The sequence below is a fragment of the Phytohabitans sp. LZ39 genome (assembly GCF_059359075.1).
In genome coordinates, this window is sequence record NZ_JCADBM010000007.1 from 193,200 (window position 1) to 211,461 (window position 18,262).

14 protein-coding genes and 1 pseudogene are annotated in these 18,262 nt (G+C 72.7%); 7 read left to right on the forward strand and 8 right to left on the reverse strand.

Annotated elements, in window-relative coordinates:
- Positions 1-16 precede the first annotated feature (16 nt).
- Together AC5L36_RS16315 and AC5L36_RS16320 are read right to left on the reverse strand one after the other, a co-directional pair.
- Entirely contained in the window at positions 17-1,219 is a 1,203-nt protein-coding gene (locus AC5L36_RS16315) for an aminotransferase class I/II-fold pyridoxal phosphate-dependent enzyme (protein WP_494908318.1), read from the reverse strand.
- 35 nt (positions 1,220-1,254) lie between these two features.
- Positions 1,255-4,257 carry a putative bifunctional diguanylate cyclase/phosphodiesterase gene (locus AC5L36_RS16320; RefSeq protein WP_441216591.1) on the reverse strand — a complete coding sequence of 1,001 codons (3,003 nt, stop codon included), beginning with the start codon at positions 4,255-4,257 and terminating at the stop codon, positions 1,255-1,257.
- A gap of 131 nt (positions 4,258-4,388) precedes the next feature.
- On the opposite strand from AC5L36_RS16320, the gene AC5L36_RS16325 reads away from it, so the two are divergent.
- Entirely contained in the window at positions 4,389-5,132 is a 744-nt protein-coding gene (locus AC5L36_RS16325) for an N-acetyltransferase (RefSeq protein ID WP_441216593.1), read from the forward strand.
- On the opposite strand, the gene AC5L36_RS16330 is transcribed toward AC5L36_RS16325, so the two are convergent.
- The 3 genes from AC5L36_RS16330 to AC5L36_RS16340 all read right to left on the reverse strand — a co-directional run bounded on the left by AC5L36_RS16330 (position 5,129) and on the right by AC5L36_RS16340 (position 8,799).
- The gene (locus AC5L36_RS16330; protein ID WP_441216595.1) at positions 5,129-5,857 is read right to left on the reverse strand and encodes a hypothetical protein; all 729 of its coding nucleotides are present in this window, start codon (positions 5,855-5,857) and stop codon (positions 5,129-5,131) included. The two genes, AC5L36_RS16325 and AC5L36_RS16330, sit on opposite strands and share 4 nt — an antisense overlap.
- A gap of 10 nt (positions 5,858-5,867) precedes the next feature.
- Positions 5,868-6,815 carry a molybdopterin-dependent oxidoreductase gene (locus tag AC5L36_RS16335; protein WP_441216850.1) on the reverse strand — a complete coding sequence of 316 codons (948 nt, stop codon included), beginning with the start codon at positions 6,813-6,815 and terminating at the stop codon, positions 5,868-5,870.
- A gap of 238 nt (positions 6,816-7,053) precedes the next feature.
- The gene (locus tag AC5L36_RS16340) at positions 7,054-8,799 is read right to left on the reverse strand and encodes an aminotransferase class V-fold PLP-dependent enzyme (protein WP_441216597.1); all 1,746 of its coding nucleotides are present in this window, start codon (positions 8,797-8,799) and stop codon (positions 7,054-7,056) included.
- Between the two features lie 165 nt (positions 8,800-8,964).
- Here AC5L36_RS16340 and AC5L36_RS16345 point away from each other — a divergent pair, with 165 nt between their 5' ends.
- Together AC5L36_RS16345 and AC5L36_RS16350 are read left to right on the forward strand one after the other, a co-directional pair.
- Entirely contained in the window at positions 8,965-9,348 is a 384-nt protein-coding gene (locus AC5L36_RS16345; RefSeq protein WP_441216599.1) for a VOC family protein, read from the forward strand.
- Between the two features lie 15 nt (positions 9,349-9,363).
- On the forward strand, positions 9,364-10,422 hold the full coding sequence (locus tag AC5L36_RS16350; RefSeq protein ID WP_441216601.1) for a questin oxidase family protein: 1,059 nt from the start codon (positions 9,364-9,366) through the stop codon (positions 10,420-10,422).
- A 28-nt stretch (positions 10,423-10,450) separates the two neighbouring features.
- Here the strand turns inward: AC5L36_RS16350 and AC5L36_RS16355 are convergent, their stop codons facing one another.
- A complete protein-coding gene (locus AC5L36_RS16355) occupies positions 10,451-10,735 on the reverse strand; it encodes a hypothetical protein (RefSeq protein WP_441216603.1) in 285 nt (94 codons plus the stop codon).
- A 56-nt stretch (positions 10,736-10,791) separates the two neighbouring features.
- Between AC5L36_RS16355 and AC5L36_RS16360 the strand changes: the two genes are divergently transcribed.
- Complete coding sequence (locus tag AC5L36_RS16360) at positions 10,792-11,325, forward strand: GNAT family N-acetyltransferase (protein WP_441216604.1); 534 nt, start codon at positions 10,792-10,794, stop codon at positions 11,323-11,325.
- Here AC5L36_RS16360 and AC5L36_RS16365 read toward each other — a convergent pair.
- A pseudogene (locus AC5L36_RS16365) lies at positions 11,322-11,824 on the reverse strand (zinc-binding dehydrogenase); the annotation flags it as partial. The gene AC5L36_RS16360 and the pseudogene AC5L36_RS16365 sit on opposite strands and share 4 nt — an antisense overlap.
- Before the next feature lie 95 nt (positions 11,825-11,919).
- Positions 11,920-14,835 (reverse strand): glycoside hydrolase family 3 protein, encoded by a 2,916-nt coding sequence (locus AC5L36_RS16370; RefSeq protein WP_441216606.1) that lies wholly within the window; start codon positions 14,833-14,835, stop codon positions 11,920-11,922.
- A gap of 302 nt (positions 14,836-15,137) precedes the next feature.
- Here AC5L36_RS16370 and AC5L36_RS16375 point away from each other — a divergent pair, with 302 nt between their 5' ends.
- Genes AC5L36_RS16375 through AC5L36_RS16385 form a run of 3 tightly spaced genes read left to right on the forward strand, consistent with a single transcriptional unit; the run spans position 15,138 to position 18,195 of the window.
- Positions 15,138-16,487 (forward strand): ABC transporter substrate-binding protein, encoded by a 1,350-nt coding sequence (locus AC5L36_RS16375; RefSeq protein ID WP_441216608.1) that lies wholly within the window; start codon positions 15,138-15,140, stop codon positions 16,485-16,487.
- Positions 16,484-17,377, forward strand: a complete 894-nt coding sequence (locus AC5L36_RS16380) for a carbohydrate ABC transporter permease (protein ID WP_441216610.1) — start codon at positions 16,484-16,486, stop codon at positions 17,375-17,377. Before AC5L36_RS16375 ends, AC5L36_RS16380 begins: the two co-directional genes overlap by 4 nt.
- A complete protein-coding gene (locus tag AC5L36_RS16385) occupies positions 17,374-18,195 on the forward strand; it encodes a carbohydrate ABC transporter permease (RefSeq protein WP_441216612.1) in 822 nt (273 codons plus the stop codon). Before AC5L36_RS16380 ends, AC5L36_RS16385 begins: the two co-directional genes overlap by 4 nt.
- The last annotated feature ends 67 nt before the right edge of the window (positions 18,196-18,262 follow it).

The window sequence follows — 18,262 nt, forward strand, 5'->3', positions numbered from 1 at the left end:
CGACAATCCTTTGAGCTCAGGAACGTGGGCTCGGGCGCGCCTGGCGGGGCGCACCCGGGCCCGCCGCGCGCAGGTCGCCCCGCGCGGCGAGCGCGTCCAGCGCGGCGAGGAGCCGGTCGACGTCGGCGTCGGTGTGCGCGGCCGTGAGCTGCACCCGCAGCCCCACGTCGGCCCGGGACACCAGCGGGTACGCGGCGAGCGTCACGTAGACGCCGCGCCGCCACAGCTCCGCCGCCACGTCGGCCAGGTCGCGCCCGTCGGCCAGCGGCAGCTCGACGATCGGGGTGCCGCTGGTGTTGGGCGTGGCCAGGCCCAGCGCGCGCACCCGGTCCAGCACCCGCGCGGTGAGCGCGTACAGCCGGCCGCGCAGCCGGTCGCCCCGCGCGTCGTTCACGTCGAACCCGGCCAGGACGGTGGCGAGCGACGCGGTCGGTGACGGTCCACTGTAGAGATACGGCGGGGCGGCCACCTTGAGGTGCTCCTTGACGGCGGTCGGCACGGCGATGAAGGCGAGCAGCGACGAGTAGGCCTTGGAGAAGCCGCCCACGAGCACGATGCCGTCGTAGCTCTCGCCGGACCACCGCACCACCGCGTTGCCCCGCGCGCCGTAGGGCGACGTCTCGTCCGGCCGCCGCTCGCCCAGCACGCCGAAGCCGTGAGCGTCGTCCACATAGAGCAGTGCCCCGTACTCGCCGCAGAGCCGGGCGTACGCGGCCAGGTCGGGTGGGTTGCCGGTCATGCTGTTGACCCCGTCGACGCAGACCAGCCGGGGCGCGCCGGGCGGTGCCGCCCGCAGCAGCTCCGCCAGCCGCGCGAGGTCGCCGGCGCGGAAGCGGTGCGCGGTGGCGCCGAGGCCGCGCGCGTACTGGCAGGCGTCGTAGATCGTGCGGTGCGCGTTGTGCTCGTACATGACGGTGCCCTGCCCGGCGAGGACCGGCACGACCGCCATGTGGATGAGCGTCACGGTGGGGAGCACGAGCGCGTCGGGCGCGCCGAGGAGGTCGGCGAGGCGTTCCTCGATCTGTGGATAGAGCGCCGGGCTGCCCAGCATGCGGGACCAGCTCGGGTGCGTGCCCCATTTCGCCACGGCCGGCGGGATCGCCGCCTGGATCTCCGGGTCGAGGTCGAAGCCGAGGTAGTTGCAGGAGGCGAAGTCGACGAGCCAGTGGTCGCCGACCCGGATCTCACGGCCGCGCACCTCGTCGATGACGGTGTCCATCAGCTGTCCCAGCTCGGCCGAAGTCGGCGGCGCCATCAAGCCGCCACCGGCGCGTCGGCGAGCCAGGTGAGCACGTCGGGGTGGTTCATCGGCCGGCGGAAGAGGAAGCCCTGCCCGTACCGGCAGCCGGCGGCGACCAGCGCCGCGCGGTCGGCTTCCTCCTCGATGCCCTCGGCCACGACGGTGAGCCCGAGCGTGTGCGCCAGTCGCAGGATCCCCTCGACGAGTGCCCGCTGCCGCGGCTGTGTGGACACCGCGTCGATGAACGACTTCTCTATCTTGAGGACGTCCGCGGGTACCTTGCGCAGGTAGCTCAGCGACGAGTAGCCGGTACCGAAGTCGTCGATCGCCACCCGGATCCCGGCCTGCCGCAGCCGGGCCAGGTCGTGCCGCACCCGTTCGTCGTCGCGCAGCAGCAGCGTCTCGGTGATCTCCAGGACGAGCCGGTCGGCGGGGAGCGCGCCCTCGGCGAGCCGCCGCAGCGTCCGGTCGACGAAGCCCGGGTCGCTGAACTGGCGCGCGGAGACGTTGATGCTGACGTAGGGCCCGGCTGGGCCACCCCAGTCGGCCGCGTCGGCGAGCGCCCGCTCGATCACCCAGTCGCCGATCGGCACGATCAGCCCGCTCTCCTCGGCCACGTCGATGAACCGGCCCGGCCCGAGCAGCCCGCGCGTCGGGTGCTGCCAGCGCACCAGCGCCTCCAGGCCGGCGGCGGCGCCGGTGCGCAGGTCGACGATCGGCTGGTACTGGAGCACGAACGACCGGTCCGCGACCGCCTGGTCCAGCTCCGCTCGCAGCTCCAGCCGGTCGCGCACCTGGTTGTGCAGCGCGGCCTGGTACCGCCGCCACTGGCCCTTGCCGGCGCCCTTGGCGACGTAGAGCGCGAGGTCGGCCTGGCGGAGCAGGTCGTCGCCGTCGATCGCCTCGGCGGTGGTGGCGATGCCGATGCTGGCGGGGCCGTTCACCACGCTGTCGCCGATCAGGTACGGCTTGCCGAACGCCGCGACCACGCGCTGGGCCACGATCTCCACCTCCTCCGGGTCGCGGGCGTCCTCGACCAGTGCGGCGAACTCGTCGCCGCCCAGCCGCGCGGCCGTGTCTCCGCCGGCCAGTTCGGCCGCCAGCCGCTGGGCGGCCGCGACGAGCAGCTCGTCACCGCAGGCGTGCCCCATCGTGTCGTTGATCACCTTGAAGTCGTCGAGGTCGATGAAGAGGACGCCGACCATCGTGCCGTTGCGGGCGGCCCGGCCCAGCGCCTGCTGGAGCCGGTCGTGGAAGAGCACCCGGTTGGCCAGCCCGGTGAGCGAGTCGTGGAAGGCGCGGTGGGTGAGCTCCTGCTCCAGCCGGCGGCGCTCGGTCACGTCCCGCATGGTCAGCACCAGGCCAGCCACCGTCGGCTCGGCGCGCAGGTCGCGGCAGGAGACCTCCACCTGCACCCGGGCGCCGTCCGGGCCGAGCGCCACCCAGTCGTCCTGGGTCGTGCCCCGCTCGCCGGCGCGGAGCAGGTCGAGCATCCGCCCGGCGAGCACGCGGGACGGCGGGTCGAGCAGGTCGAGCACGGGCGTGCCGGGGAGCGGGTCGGCGCCGAACATCTCGGCCGCGGACGGGCTGGCGTACCGGATGCGGTCGCCCGCGTCCAAGATGAGGATGGCGTCAGAATTGTTCCGCACGAGCGTGCGGAAGTACTCCTGGCTGCGCCGCTGGGTGATCTCCCAGGCCAGCCCGATGCGGTCGAGGGCGAGGGCGGCCTGTGCGGCCAGCACCTCGATGGCCTCGCGGAGCGTGGCGAGCGTGGTTTCCTCCGCCGCGACGAAAAGGGTGCCCGCGGTGACGACGAGTGGACATCTCGCGGCGACCTCGATGTGGCCGAGCCTGGCGGCCAGGCCGGGGTCGAGCGACGCGGTGTACACGAACCGGACGCCCGATCCGACCGGTGTGGACGGCGACGGCTCGTCGAGCGCGAGCACCACGCGGTGCGGGAGGCCGGCCGGCAGGAGGCGCCCCACCGCGTCCCGCACCGCCTCGGTCACCTCGCCGGCGTCGCTCGCGGAGACCAGCGCGGCACCCGCCTCGCGCAGCGCCCGCTCCCGGGAGACGACGCCGCGGTAGCCGCTGACCGCCCCGTAGAGCCGCGCCAGTACCAGCAGGAACATGACGGCGGCGACGAGCGCGCTGATCCCGACGTACCGGCCGTCGTCGCGGACGGCCTGGACGATCAGGACCACCGGCGCGACGAGGGTGGAAAGCGCGAGGAGCACGACCCGCCGCACGGTCAGGCCGGAACGGGCCGGCACGCGCGGGTCGGTGAGCGCGACCATCGACGGGTGCAGCGCGGCCGCGCCCCACGCGGCGTAGAAGACGATCCAGCCGATGTCGATCGGACCGCCCATCAGCCACGCCGCGCCGATGCCCAGGCGGGAGAAGCCGTACAGGACGTCCGCGACGAGCATGCCGACGCCGCCGGTCGCCATCAACAGGACGGCCGGGGTCAGCCGCATCGAAATTACGAGGCGGGTCAGGATCGCCAGGACCAGGACGTCGAAGAGGGGGTACGCGATGGAGATCGCCTTCTGCACCCAGGTGAGGTCGTCGGCGCGCACGTACGGGTCGATGAGGAACAGCCAGGACAGCAGCCCGAGCCCGACGGTGAGCGCGAGCGCGTCGAGCAGGCTGGCCCGGTCCCGCCCGGCCGCGCTCGTGCGGGCCAGCCCGATCATGCCGGCCGCGGCGAGCGGGAAGAACAGCCCCAGGTAGATCAGGTCGGCCAGCGACGGGAACGGCTGTGGATGGCCCAGGACGTCGGTCAGGAAGAGGTAGGTGGTGTCGCCCATCGCGAACGCGAAGATGCCGCCGGCCAGCAGCAGCCACGGCAGCTTGCGGCGCGGGCGGTTGCGCACCACGCCGGCCGCGACCGCCGCGGCGCTGACCGTGCCGATCGCGGTCCAGATCGCGATGTGCCAGCCGGGACGCGCGTAGTAGACCACCGTCAGCACGATCATCACCGCGGTGAACCCGGCGATGGTCCGACGGCTGGACATGGTCACCTCTCCCCCGCGCACCGGTCCGGCAAACTTTTTGCTGGCAGGCCTTACCGCTGGCCCACCTGCCGGGCCGATATCCGTAGGCTAACCCTCGGATGATCCGTTGAAGCAGCGTTCAGGGGCGGCGTGTGGACCTTCAGGTGGCGACCCTCGCCGAACGTCCCGACCTCGCTCCCCTGCTCGACGACCTCCTGGGCACCTGGCCGCGCTTCCTGCACCACCATCCGCTCTCGACCCTCTTCTACACCTCCGTCGCGCCGCGCCACCCCGGCTTCTGCCTGGTCGCGGTCGAGCGGTCGGCGCCGGACCGGCCGGTCGCCAAGGCGTACAGCTTCCCGGTCTCCTGGGCGCCGGGCCACCTGCCACCCGACGGGCACGACGCGGCGATCATGACGGCGGCCGGCGACCTGTTCGACGGCCGGCGGGGCCGCCTGGTCGTGGGCGTCGAGGTCACGGTCGAGACCGGATGGCAGGGGCGCGGGATCTCCCGGGTCATGGTCGACGCGATGCGGTCCAACGCCGCCCGCCACGGCTTCGCCACCCTCCTCATCCCCGTGCGCCCCGTCCACAAGCATCGGGAACCCGAGGTGCCGCTCGCCGGGTACGCGGCCCGCACCCGCCCGGACGGGCTCCCCGCCGACCCGTGGCTGCGCACGCACGTCCGCGCCGGCGGCCAGATCGTGGGCATCGCGCCGGCGTCGATGACGCTGGCCGCGCCGCTGGCCGACTGGCGGGAGTGGACCGGGCTGGCGTTCGACGCGCCGGGGCCGGTGCGGGTGCCCGAGGCGCTCGTGCCGGTGTGGTGTGACCCGTCACACGACAGCGCCGTCTACGTCGAGCCCAATGTGTGGGTGCGGCACGCGCTGCGCTAGACCGCCCTGCGGGCGGACAGCATGACCATCCCGGTGTATCCCCAGTCGGGCAGGTCCGGGTCCGCGTCGATGCGGCTCACGACAAGATCCATCGTGTACCCGTCGAAGGCCTCGCCGATCGTCTGAGAGTCCACCGGCACGCCCGGCCATTCGCGGCCGCCGGAAATTGAGTACCGTCCCATGTTCTCCATGAACGAGGCGACGAGGTGCTCGCCCGGCCGTACCGTCCGCGCGAACGCCCGGCAGAACGCGGCGAACTCGGCCGGGTCCTCGGTGGCGCTCTCCGCGACGAAGTTCATCGACGCCAGCGCGTACCGGCCCTCGGGCAGCCGGAACGCGTCCGCGCGGGTCACCCGTACCCGGGACAGCGCCTGTGCCAGCGACGGCGGCAGCGCCGGGTTGCGCAGCCGGCATCGCGCGTAGAACGGGTCCCAGCTCGGGTCCGGGCCGTCGCGCAGCTGGCCGCGCAGGTACGCGACGGAGGCGGCGCTCGGCTCGACCGCGTGCACGAGCCGGCTCGCCGCGGCGGCCAGCGCGAGCGGATACAGGTTGGGGCCGGCGCCAAGTTCGACGGTGCGGTCGAGGGAGCCGGCCGGGATGCGGGCGTACACCGCGCTGTGGTGGTCGATGACCGCCTCGTCGGCGCGGTGCAGGCGGCGGTAGTTTTCCGCGAGGTAGTCCGCCACCGGCCACGCGTCCCAGTCGGCGTCCCGGTTGCGCAGCATAGAGTGGATCTTAGTCGGCCTCGGTGACGGCGACCTCGACGCGCTGCACGAGGTTGTTGGCGAAGCCGCCGCGGTTCCACGGTGGACGGTCGGGCTGGGTGCGGCCGGACGCGTCGGTGGCCCGCGCGCCGAGCGTGTGGCGGCCCGGCGTGGCGGTCCACGCGAACGTCCACCGGCGCCACGCGAAGTCGTCGCCGGCCGGGTCGAGCGCGTCTCCGCCCCGCCTCGCGCCGCCCTCGGCCGGACCGGGCGCGGCCCCGCCCCACGTCGCGCCGCCGCCGACCGGATCGAGCGCGGCCTCGGCCCATGTGGCGCCGTCGGTGGTCACCTCGACCCGCTCCACCGGCGCGTGTCCGGACCAGGCGCGCCCGTCGAGGATGACGGGACCGGGGCGCAGCACCCGGACCCTCGACATGAAGTCCGGGAAGCCGGGCGGCCGCACCAGGGCCCGCGGCTCGATGCGGGTCACCGGCACGCCGGGCTCGTCGGGGCGCTGGCGCAGGCGGTAGGCGACCGCGTTCTGGAAGCCGTCGAACGGTCTGTCCACAATGGTGATCCGGCGCAGCCACTTCACGTGCGCCATGCCGTACCAGCCGGGGACGATGAGCCGCAGCGGCGCGCCGTGCTGCGGCAGCAGCGGCGCGCCGTTCATCTCGTAAGCCAGCAGCGGCTCGTCCCGCAACGCCTCGGCGACCGGCAGCGCCCGCTGGTAGTCCTGCTCGACGCCGCGCTCGATGCCGTGGTCGGCGCCGGTGAACACCACGTCGACCGCGCCCTCGCCGACGCCGGCCGCGCGCAGCAGCGGGGCCAGCGGCGTACCGGTCCACTCGGCGGTGCCGACCGCCTCGACCAGCCACGGCTGGCTGACCGGGCGCGGCTCCAGCAGCGCGCGGCCGTTGCCGGCACACTCCAGCGTGACCCGCCGGGTGACCCGCGGCCGGGCGCGCAGATCGGCCAGTCGAGCCGCAGCGGCGTGCCGACGAGGCCGTCGACGTCGAGCACGTGGGTCGCGGCGTCGGTCTCCGGGATGTCGTAGTGGATGAGCAGGTAGTGCAGCCCGGCCGGGGTGACGTCGTAGCGCAGCGCCTCGAGCGGCATGCCGTGGTTGCGCGCGGCCAGGCCGAGCTCCTCGGCGCTGATCCCCTCGCCCGCCTCGGCCAGCCGCGCCGGCCCGCTGACCGCGCCGTCTACTGTGGTCACTGGTCCCGGTCCTCTCCTCGCGCGGCGGCGCCCGGTGGGCGACCGTCGCGGGCCTCGTGCAGGCACCCCGGTGGCAGGTGGAACCAGCGCAGCGCCTCGAAGTCCGCGGCCAGCCCGGTCGGCCCCTCGTCGAGCGTCTCAGGGTATCCGGCCAGCAGCCGCCGCGCCTCGTCGAGGTATCCGGCGAGCGCCTCCTCGCCGGCCCGGCGCGGGCGGGCGGGGCGGGCGAGCGTGCCGTCCACCGCGTAGATGAGGTCGCGCAGCCGCGGCGGTGGCCGGCGGGTGCCCGCGCGGTGCCGCCACAGGCCGGTGTGCGGGTCGAAGCGGTAGTCGCCGAGCAGCCGGTGGCCGTGCCGCGCGACGAGGTCGACCGCGTCGACCAGGTAGTCGGCGACGGTGTCGGAGATGAAGTAGTTGAAGTTGATCCGGGTCCAGCCCGGCTTGATCCCCTCGCACCCGTGGCGGATCTCGTCCTGGAAGCGGTGCGAGTGCGTGGTGTCGATGGCGAGCAGCCGGTGCCCGTACGGCCCGGCGCACGAGCAGCCGCCGCGCGCCTGGATGCCGAACAGGTCGTTGAGCACCGCGACCACGAAGTTGTGGTGCAGCCAGCGGTCGCCGCGGCGGATCCGCAGCGAGACGATCGACAGCCGCCGGGCCTCCGGGTTGCCGAGCAGCTCGATGTCCGGGTTGGCTGACCAGCGGCTCAGCGCGCGCTTCCACAGCCGCTCCTCGCTGGCCTGGATCGCGTCGGTGCCGACCGCCTCCTTGAGCGCGAAGACCAGCCCGGCGCGGATCGACTCGACGATCGCCGGTGTGCCGCCCTCCTCCCGGGCGATCGGGTCGTCCAGGTACCGGTGCGAGGTGGGGTCGACGAACGCGACCGTGCCCCCGCCGGGCACGGTGGGCACCGGGTTGCGGACCAGCTCGCGGCGGACCACCAGGACGCCGGGGGTCTGCGGCCCGCCGACGAACTTGTGCGGCGACAGGAACACCGCGTCCTTGTGGTCGCCGGCGCCGGGCGCGGACTCGCGCACCCGGATCGGCACGTAGGGGCCGGCCGCGGCGTAGTCCCAGAACGAGAGCGCACCGCGCGCGTGCAGCATCGCGGCGACCCGGTCGGCGTTGGAGAGGATGCCGGTGACGTTGGAGGCGGCGGAGAAGCTGCCGATCCTGACCGGCCGGTCAGCGTACCGGTCGAGCGAGGCGGCCAGCTCGTCCAGGTCGATGTGCCCGTCGCGGTCGGCGCCGATCGGCACGACGTCGGCGATGCTCTCCCGCCAGGGCAGCTCGTTCGAGTGGTGCTCGTACGGCCCGACGAACACGACCGGCCGCAGCGCCGGACCGGGATGCCCGGCCGGCAGGCGGAGCTCGAGGATGCCGATGAGCTTGTTGACCGCGGTGGTCGCCCCCGAGCCGCAGAAGATGACCAGGTCCTCCTCGGTGCCGCCGACCGCGTCGTGGATGATCTGGCGGGCCTCCTCGCGCAGCCGCCCGGTGGCCAGGCCGGTGCCGGAGCTCTCGGTGTGCGTGTTCGCGTACCGGGGCAGCACGTGCGCCCGGATCGCGTCCTCGATGAAGTCGAGCGAGCGGCCGGAGGCGGTGTAGTCGGCGTAGGTGATGCGGCGCGGCCCGTACGGCCCGTCGAGCACCGCGCCCTCGCCGATGATGCCGGACCGGATCCGTTCCAGCAGCGCGGCCTTCGTCGGCTCCGCCGCCCGCGTCGTCGCGATCACGCCGGTCATATGTCGAGAGTGCGCCCCGAACCGCCGCCCCGCCAAGAGCCTTTCGGGCAGCCCGGCGGGCGTAAACCGGACACACCGGCCAGCCTGGGCATTCGCCTGTCGTCCCGGCCGCGCGGGCGTAGCGTGAACCGGAGGCGCACGGGGGGTCATTGCGAGGAGGCTGCCATGCTGTCGGATTGCACACCGGTCGCGACCCTGCCCACCGCGGACGTCGCGCGGGCCCGCAAGTTCTACGAGGAGACCCTCGGCCTGTCCCCGCTGCGTGAGGACTTCGCCGGCATCACGTACAAGTGCGGCGAGGGCAGGGTGTTCCTCTACCAGTCCGAGTACGCCGGCACGAACCGGGCCACCGCGCTCACCTTCCCGGTGGACGAGGACAGGTTCGACGCCGAGGTGGACGCGCTGCGCGCCAAGGGCGTCACCTTCCAGACCTTCGAGTACGAGGGCATGGAGTGGAAGGACGACGTGATGATCAGCGAGGGGATGAAGGCGGTCTGGTTCACCGACCCGGACGGCAACATCCTGAACCTCGGCACCGGCGAGCTTTGACGCCATGCTGGAGGGATGACAGACCACAGTGGAGGCGTCCTCGACGAGGCGTACGTACGGTTCTCCCGCACCGGACCGGAGTGGGGCGAGGACCAGCTGACCAACCACGGCCCGATGGCGGTGGAGGTGCTGGTGCGGCGCGGCCGCGCGGACATGGTCGACCGGTGGGTGGACCGGTACGTGCGGCGCCTGGACGAGCTGCCCGGGCCGGGCGACCGCATCACCGCGCGGACGTGGCCGGCGGCGCTGGGCGACGGGCGGCGGCTGGGCGACTGGTCGGCGTACTTCGCGCACGAGGTGACCGAGCGTCCCTGGCGGGAGGTGCTCGCCACCTGGTGGCCGCGGCTGCTGCCGGGCATCGTCGCCGGCACGACGCACGGCGTGATCCGGGTCGGTCACGTGGTGCGGGCGCTGCTGGCCGGCGCGGAGAGCCCGGCGACGCTTGCGGAGCTCGCGCACGGGCTGGCCTTCTGGGCGGCGCGGTCCCGGCCGGCACCGCGGGCCGCCGCCCCGGCCGGCCGCCTCGACCCGGACGCCGCGCTCGCCGCCATGCCGCGCATCCCCGACCAGCGGGGCACGGTCGCGGCCCGCTTCGGGCAGTTCGAGGACCTGGACGGCTGGCCGGCGTCGGTCGCGGCGCTCCGGCCGGCCGGCGCGCCGGGCGAGGTCCGCGAGCGGCTCGCCGACCTGGTCGCGGCGGCCACGCTGCGCTACCTGCGGCACGGCCACGGCAGCCCGGTGCTGCTCGTGCACACCGCCACCGCGCCGAACGCCGTCCTGCACACCCTGCCGGCGCTGCCCGAGGACCTGTGGACACCGAGCCTCGCCGCGGCGTGGACGGCGACGGCCGCCATCGACGCCGCGTACGCCCCGGCCGAGCCGGCACCCCGCGCGGCGCTCCCGGGCGCGCCGGAGAGCTCGACCGACGCCCTCCAGCGGGCGGTGGAGCACGGAGACGAGCACGTCATCAAGTTCACCGACACGGCGGTGGAGGTGTACGCCAGGACCGGTGACCCGGACGCCCTCGCCGCGGTCGCGCACATCGCCACGCTGATCGAGCCGGTCCGGGCATGACAGGGCCGCCGCGCCCGCGGCGGACGGCTCAGTCCATCCCCGCTGGCGTGTGCCACCCGCCCACCGGCGGCTTGCGCACCAGCTTGAGCACGTCGCGCCAGCGCCCCGCGCTCGGCGGCGACGCCGCGATGAGGCGATCGACGAACGCCCGCGCCACCCACTCCTCGCGGAACGCCGGCCAGCTCAGCTCGCGCCCGCCCGGCCCTCCGTCGCGGGCCCGCACCAGCCACCGGCCGCCGTCCTCGTGCAGCCAGATGTCGCGCCGCTCGGGCCCGCGGGATATCTCGTTCCACCACCGCCCCGCCAGATCCATCCCGCCAGGTTATCGAACACATGTTCTAGTCCACAACCGCGTGGCACCATGCCCCTGTGGATATCTCTCTGGTACCGCCGCACCTGGCCGGCGACGGCGCGTTCCTGACCGCGACCACCGACCTCGTCAACCGGGTGTACGCCGACGCGGAGAAGGGCCTCTGGCGCGAAGGCGCCGAGCGGACCAGCCCGGACGAGCTGGCCGGCGTCGTCCAGGCCGGCGAGCTGGCCGTGGCCCGCCTCGACGGGCACGTGGTCGGCGCGGTGCGGGTGCGGCGGCTGGACAGCGGCGAGGGCGAGTTCGGCATGCTGGTCGCCGACCCGGACCACCGCGGGATCGGGCTCGGGCGCCGGCTGGTCGACTTCGCCGAGGGCTGGGCGCGCGAGCAGGGCGCCACGACGATGCGGCTGGAGCTGCTCGTGCCGCGCGAATGGGACCACCCGGTCAAGGAGTTCCTGCGCGGTTGGTACACCCACGCCGGGTACCGGCCGGTGCGCCGCGGCAGCCTCGCCGACGACTACCCCGCGCTGGCGCCGCTGCTGGCCACGCCGTGCGACTTCGTGATCTACCACAAGCCACTGTCGGCTTAGGACACCAGCAGCAGGGCCTTGCCCACCACGGCGCGCGCCGCCAGCGCACGGTGCGCCTCGGCCGCGCACTCCAACGGGTACGTGGCGCCGACGACCGGGCGCAGGCGGCCCTCGACCGCTTTCGCGAGGGCCAGCGACACCGTCTCGCGCACCTCGCCGGCCGGCGGCGGCCCGTCCGTCAGCGGAGTCACGACCCGAAGCCCGCGCGCCGACACCGCGGACGGGTCCGGCTCGGTGAAGCCGTCGCTCGTTCCGTAGGTGACGAACCGCCCGCGTCCGCGACGGCGTCCACGGCGGCCGTCCCCAGTGGACCGCCCGCCCCGTCGTACACCAGGGCGGCGCCGCCACCCGTCGCCTCGCGTACCTCGCCGGTCCAGCCCGGGCGGGTGTGGTCGACGGTGACCCGCGCGCCCAGATCGCGGGCGAGCGCCAGCTTGGCCTCGCTGGAGGCCGCCGCCACCACCCGCGCGCCGGCGTCGACCGCCAGCCGCACCAGCAGGCAGCTCCACCGGTGTGAGCACCTCCGGGCCGCCGAAGGCGGCCACCTGGATCGCACGCGTGCGATCCAGCCCGCGACCTCGAGTGCGGTTGAGGTCAAGACAGGCGCACGGTGTCCAGCCTCACGGGCGCGGTGAAGACGAGGTACACGTCGTGCCGGCCGCCCGTGCGGCGCAGCGCCGCCGAGACGTCCGTCCACGCGTAGCGGCCGCCCGTGGCCGGCACCGCCACGGTGCCCAGCGGCCGCCCGCGGGTCGGGTGGTCCAGCCGCACCTCGACGGTCGCCGGCGCGTCCGCGGAGACGCGCAGCCAGGCACGGCCGGGTCCGGCACGGAGGTCCACATCGGAGTACCGCACCCACTGCCCCGCCGCCGTCGCCGCGACCGCCGTGCCGGCCGTCCTCGTCGTGTCGACGAGCGTGGTGCCCGCGTAGTCGTCGAACGTCCAGGCCGCCACCGGCGTCCGCAGGTCGCGGGGCGGGATCGTCTCGCCCTTCACCTTCAGCGTCGCGGTCCGCCGGATGTCCGTCGCCGAGGCGCCGACGAGCACGTCGTAGGTGCCGCTCTCCACCACCGGCCGGCCGCGGGTCACGTCCCAGTAGGACAGGTCGGCGGCGGTGAGCGGGATCCGCACCGCCTTCGTCTGGCCCGGCGCCAACGACACCCGGGCGAAGCCGCGCAGCTGCTTGACCGGCTGCTCGGCCCGCGACCGTCCGAAGTGGGTGTACAGCTGCACGGTCTCCACGCCCGCACGCGGCCCGGTATTGGTGACGTCGAGCGTGACACCGGTGCCGTCCACGCGCAGCGGCGAGTACCCGAACGTCGTGTAGCCCAGCCCGTGCCCGAACGGGTACAGCGGCGTGCCCCGGTGGTAGAGGTACGTCATCCCGGTCTTCGCGATGTCGTAGTCGAGGATGTCGGGCAGCTCCGCGTCGGAGCGGTACCAGGTCTGGGTGAGCCGCCCGCTCGGGTTGGTGTCGCCGAAGAGGGCGCCGGCGACCGCGTTTCCGGTTTCCTGCCCGGCGTGGCTGGTCCACAGGATCGCCGGCACGTTGGCCTGCTCCCAGTTGACGGTGGTGGGATAGCTGTTCTCCAGCACCACGACCGTGTTCGGGTTGGCCGCGCGGACCGCCTTGACGAGCGCGGCCTGGCCCGGCGCGAGCGCGGTCGAGACACGGTCGTTGGTCTCCCGCCCGTTGATGGCCGGCATGCTGCCGACCACGACCACCGCGACGTCCGCGCCGGTGGCGGCCGCGACCGCGCTCTCCGCCCCGCCGCGCACGACCTCCTTGGCGAACCGCGCCGCGGTCGCCGCCGTCGGCGCGCCGAGCGCCAGCCGGCCGTCTGAGTCGACGGTCAGGTACCGGTTGGCCGGGAACCAGGGCTCGCGGGTCTCGTAGCCGGCGTACCGGATCGCGAACGTGCCGTCCGCTTGCGCCTCCAGCTTGAACTGCTGCTGCACGTACCACCCGTTGGGCTGGGCGTCGCGGGTGACGAACGGCCCCCAGTTGTACCCGAGGTAGCGCCCGTTCGCCGCACTGCGCAAGGTGAGCAGCCCCTCGCCCCAGTCGAAGACGTCGAACTGGGCCGCCTCGCCGGCGGTGGCCCCGCGCACGGTGACGGCGTCGGCGTCGGTGGTGCCGGTGGCCGTGACGTACCGGCCGGTGGCCACGTCGCGCAGCGCGATCCGGTCCACGCCCTCGCCGCCCACGACGGTGGCGCCGGCGCCGAGCCGGGCGGCGATGCCCTGCCGCGGTGTGACCGTGTACGGCGGCGTGCCGCTGTACCAGTCGGTGTAGACGGTGTCGGCGAGCGGGCCGACGACCGCGATCCGGCGGGTCTTCGCCGGCGACAGGGGTAGCGTCCCAGAGGCGTTCTTCAGCAGCACCAGCTGCGCGTCGGCGGCCTCGCGGGCCAGCCGCCGGTGTGCCGGCGAGTCGATGACGTCGGGCGTGATGGCCGCGTAGGGGTTGCGCCCCGGCGGGTCGAACTCCCCGAGCCGGAACCGCACCGAGAAGATGTGCCGCAGCGCGTCGTCCACATCGGACCAGGACAGCAGCCCCCGCTCGGTGGCGGCGGTGAGCGCGGCCACCGTCGAGGCGCTGCTGGCGCCGTCCTGGGTGAAGCTGTCGACGCCCGCCCGGACCGCGGCCGCGTTCGCCTCGGCCTGGGTGGCGTAGTAGGCCTGCGGCCCGGTCAGGTTGCCTGGCGCGTACGCGTCGCTGACCACCATCAGGTCGCGGTCGGTCCAGCCGCGCACCTCCGCGTCGAGCGACGGCTCCACAGTGGCCGGTCGCCCGTTGACGAGATTGTAGGAGGTCATCACGCCGGTCGCCGCGCCGGCCGCGATCGCCGGGCGGAAGACCGCGTACTCGTAGTCGTGCAGCAGTCGCGGCGGCAGCACCGACGAGGTGGTCTCCCGGCGTACCTCGTTGTTGTTGGCGAGGTAGTGCTTGAGCGTCGGCGCGGCCTGGAGATACGTCGGGTGGTCGCCGGCGAGGCCGCGGGCGTACGCCGTGGACATCACGCCGGTGAGGTACGGGTCCTCGGAGTACCCCTCCTCGTTGCGCCCCCAGCGCGGGTCGCGCAGCGGGTTGACCACCGGCGCCCACAGGTTGAGGCCGTTGTTGGCCGGATCCTGGGCGTGGAAGCCGCGGGCCTCCCGCCCGACCGCGTCGCCGATCCGCCGGATCAGCTGTGGATCCCAGGTGGTGGACAGGCCGATGGCCTGTGGAAAGACCGTGGCCTCGCCGAGCCACGCGACTCCGTGGAGGGCCTCGGTGCCGGTCCGGAAAGCTCCGATGTCCAGCCGCGGGATCGCCGGCTGGTACTGGTGCAGGAGCGAGATCTTCTCGGCCGGGGTGAGCCGGCCGACGAGGTCGTCGATCCGCACGGCGAGGGGGAGGTCGGGGTCACGGAAGGGGTATGCCGGCTCGGCCGCCCGCGCGGGGACGGCCGGGGCGAGCAGGACGGCGGTGATGACGGCGGCCAGCCAGGCTCTCGGTGCGCGCACGCCGACGACACTTGCCGACGGCCTGGGAACGTGTCAATAGTTTAGACGCCATACGAACTATTCGGTGGAGCGAGGTTGCCGAAACCGTTACGAAATCATCGGTTGACCCCGTTGACACGGCGGCCGGTGGTCAAGTTAGCTTGCGAACGAGCAGTCGAAGCGCTTCGACTTCCCTATTCGACACGTCGCCCCGCCGGGGCGCGGGCCCGTTGACGCCGGGCCGGCGAGCCGCGCCCCGTACCCACCCCCTGTCTCGCTACGCGGGCCGGCCGGTCCGCCCACCGCTCCACGAGGAGACAGCCATGAGACTTCTTGCACCGCCCCTCAACTTCCGTGTCCACAGGCAGGACGGGCGGCGTCGCCGCCGCGCGGGGACCGTCGCCGTGCTCGCCGCCGCCTCGCTGGTCCTGGCCGCCTGCGGCGCCGACTCCGACGACGGCGCCAGCGGCGGCGACGGCAAGACGCTCAAGCTCTGGCACTACGAGGGCGCGACCAGCGCCATGGGCGTGGCCTGGGCCGAGGCGATCAAGCAGTTCGAGGCGTCCCACCCGGGCGTCAAGGTGCAGTTCGAGGCGAAGGGGTTCGAGCAGATCCGGCAGAGCGCCGGCATGATCCTCAACTCGGACGAAGCACCCGACATCATGGAGTACAACAAGGGCAACGCGACCGCCGGCCTGCTGTCCAAGCAGGGGCTGCTCACCGACCTTAGCGAGGAGGCGGGCAAGCGCGGCTGGGACAAGATCGGCCCCAGCCTCCAGACCACCTCGAAGTACGACGCCGAGGGCATCATGGGCGACGGCAAGTGGTACGGCGTGCCCAACTACGCCGAGTACGTGATGGTCTACTACAACAAGGACCTGTTCACCAAGCACAAGGTGCAGGTGCCCACCACGCTCGCCGAGTTCGAGACGGCGATGGACACCTTCGTCAAGGCCGGTGTCACGCCCCTGTCGGTGGGCGGCGCCGAGTACCCGGCGCAGCAGATCTTCTACGAGCTGGCCCTGTCCAAGGCGAACCGCTCTTTCGTGGACAGCTTCGAGCTCTACAAGGGCAAGGTGGACTTCAAGGGTCCGGAGTTCACGTTCGCGGCCAACACCTTCGCCGACTGGGTGAAGAAGGGCTACATCGCCAAGAACTCCGCCGGCGTCAAGGCCGAGGACATGGGCGTGGCGTTCACCCAGGGCAAGTTCCCGATGGTCATCTCGGGCAGCTGGTGGTACGGCCGCTTCGTCTCCGAGGCGAAGTTCCAGTGGGGCACGTTCCTGTTCCCCGGCAACACGCTGCACCCCGGCTCCGGCGGCAACATCTGGGTCGTACCGAAGAACGCGAAGAACAAGAGCCTCGCGTACGACTTCATCGACATCACCATGAAGCCGGAGATCCAGAACCTGCTCGGCAACTCCGGCGGCGTGCCGGTGCTGGCCGACCCGGCCGCGATCACCGACGCGAAGAGCAAGGAGCTCATCGACAACTTCACCAAGGTGACCTCGACGGACGGGCTGGCCTTCTACCCCGACTGGCCGGCGCCCGGTTACTACGACGTGCTCGTCGCCGGCGTGCAGCACCTCATCAACGGGACGAAGAGCCCGGACGCGGTCCTCGACGAGATCGCCAAGCCGTACAACGACAACCTCACCAGCCTCGGCAAATGAGATCCGGTCGGGGGTACGCCGCCTTCCTGATCCCCGGCGCCCTGCTCTCGCTGGTGGTCATCGTGGTGCCGCTGGTGATGAACGTGGGCATCAGCTTCACCCGGTGGCAGGGGGTGGGTACCCCCGAGTGGATCGGGCTGGACAACTACACGCGCCTGCTGGAGGACGAGAACTTCTGGGCGTCCTTCCGCAACATCATCTTCCTGATCGTGGCGATGGCGGTCGTGCCGACCCTGATCGGGCTCGTCCTCGCGGCCGTGCTGTTCGACTACGTGGCCAAGCAGATCGGCCCGCGCACCGCCAGCGCGCTCCGCTCCGGGTTCTACCTTCCACAGGTGCTTCCCGTCGCGGTGACGGGAATCGTGTGGGGCTGGATCCTCAACCCCAGCTTCGGCGCGCTCAACGCGCTGCTCACCAACGCGGGACTTGACGGCCTCGCCAAGAACTGGCTGGGCGACCCGGCCTACGCGCTGTACAGCGTCATGGTCGTCATGATCTGGTTCCAGGTCGGGTACCCGGTCGTGATGTTCATGTCCGGGCTACAGCGCGTCGACCCGGAGCTGTACGAGGCCGCGTCCATCGACGGCGCCGGGTGGTGGCGCCGGTTCACCCGCATCGCGGTCCACCAGATCAAGCCGGAGATCTACGTGGTGCTCGTGACCACCACCATCGCCGCGCTGAAGATCTTCGGGCAGATCTTCGTGCTCACCCGCGGCGGCCCCGGAAACGCCACGCTCGTGCCCGCGTACTTCGCTTACCAGAACTTCTTCGAGAAGGCACAGGTCGGGTACGGCTCGGCGATCGCCACCGTCCTCGCGCTCATCATCGTCGTGCTGTCGGTGGTGTTCCTGCGCATCCAGGCCCGCGACGAAAAGCGGGCCGAACTATGAGCCGCGCCCTTCGACCGGCCGTGCTGGCCACGCTGACCGTGCTGGTGCTGCTGGTGCTGTCGCCGTTCGCGCTGGTCGCGGTCAACGCGGTCAAGAGCCCCGACGAGTACGCCACCGACGGACCGCTCTCGCTCCCGAACGGCTTGTACCTCGAGGGGATCGCCGACTTCTGGATCCGCGTCGACTTCGGCGAGAAGCTCTTCAACAGCTTCCTCATCGCCGGCGCGGTGGCGGTGCTGGCGGTCGTCGTGTCGGTGCTCAACGCGTACGCGCTGGGCATCGGCCGGGTCCGCGGCCGGTACGCCTTCCTGGTCTTCTTCCTGCTGGCCAACCTGCTGCCCCAGGAGGCGCTGGTCTACCCGCTCTACTACCTGTCCAAAGAGGTCGGTCTCTACAACTCCCGGCTGGCGATCGTCATCATCTTCACCGCGATCCAGAGCGCGTTCGGCACCTACCTGCTGTCGTCGGTCTACGCCGCCTTTCCCCGCGAGATGCTGGAGGCGGCCGCGATCGACGGCGCCGGCAAGGTGCGCACGCTGTGGCGGGTGGTCGTGCCGATCAGCTGGCCGAGCCTGTCGGTGCTGTTCACGTTCTTCTTCATCTGGACCTGGAACGAGTTCTTCCTCCCCCTGGTCTTCCTCATCTCGAACGACAAGCAGACCGTGCCGGTCGCGCTCGGCGTGCTCCAGGGCGACCGGCTGATGGACGCCACCACGACGAGCGCCTCGGCGCTGCTCGGCATCCTGCCGGCCGTGCTGTTCTTCCTCATCTTCCAGCGGACCCTGTCCCGCGGCGTCATGTCCGGGGCCATCAAGTAGTGCGAGGGAGCATCGCGGGGAGCGCGGCGACCGAGAAGCGGAGCGAGCACGACCAAAGAGACCGATT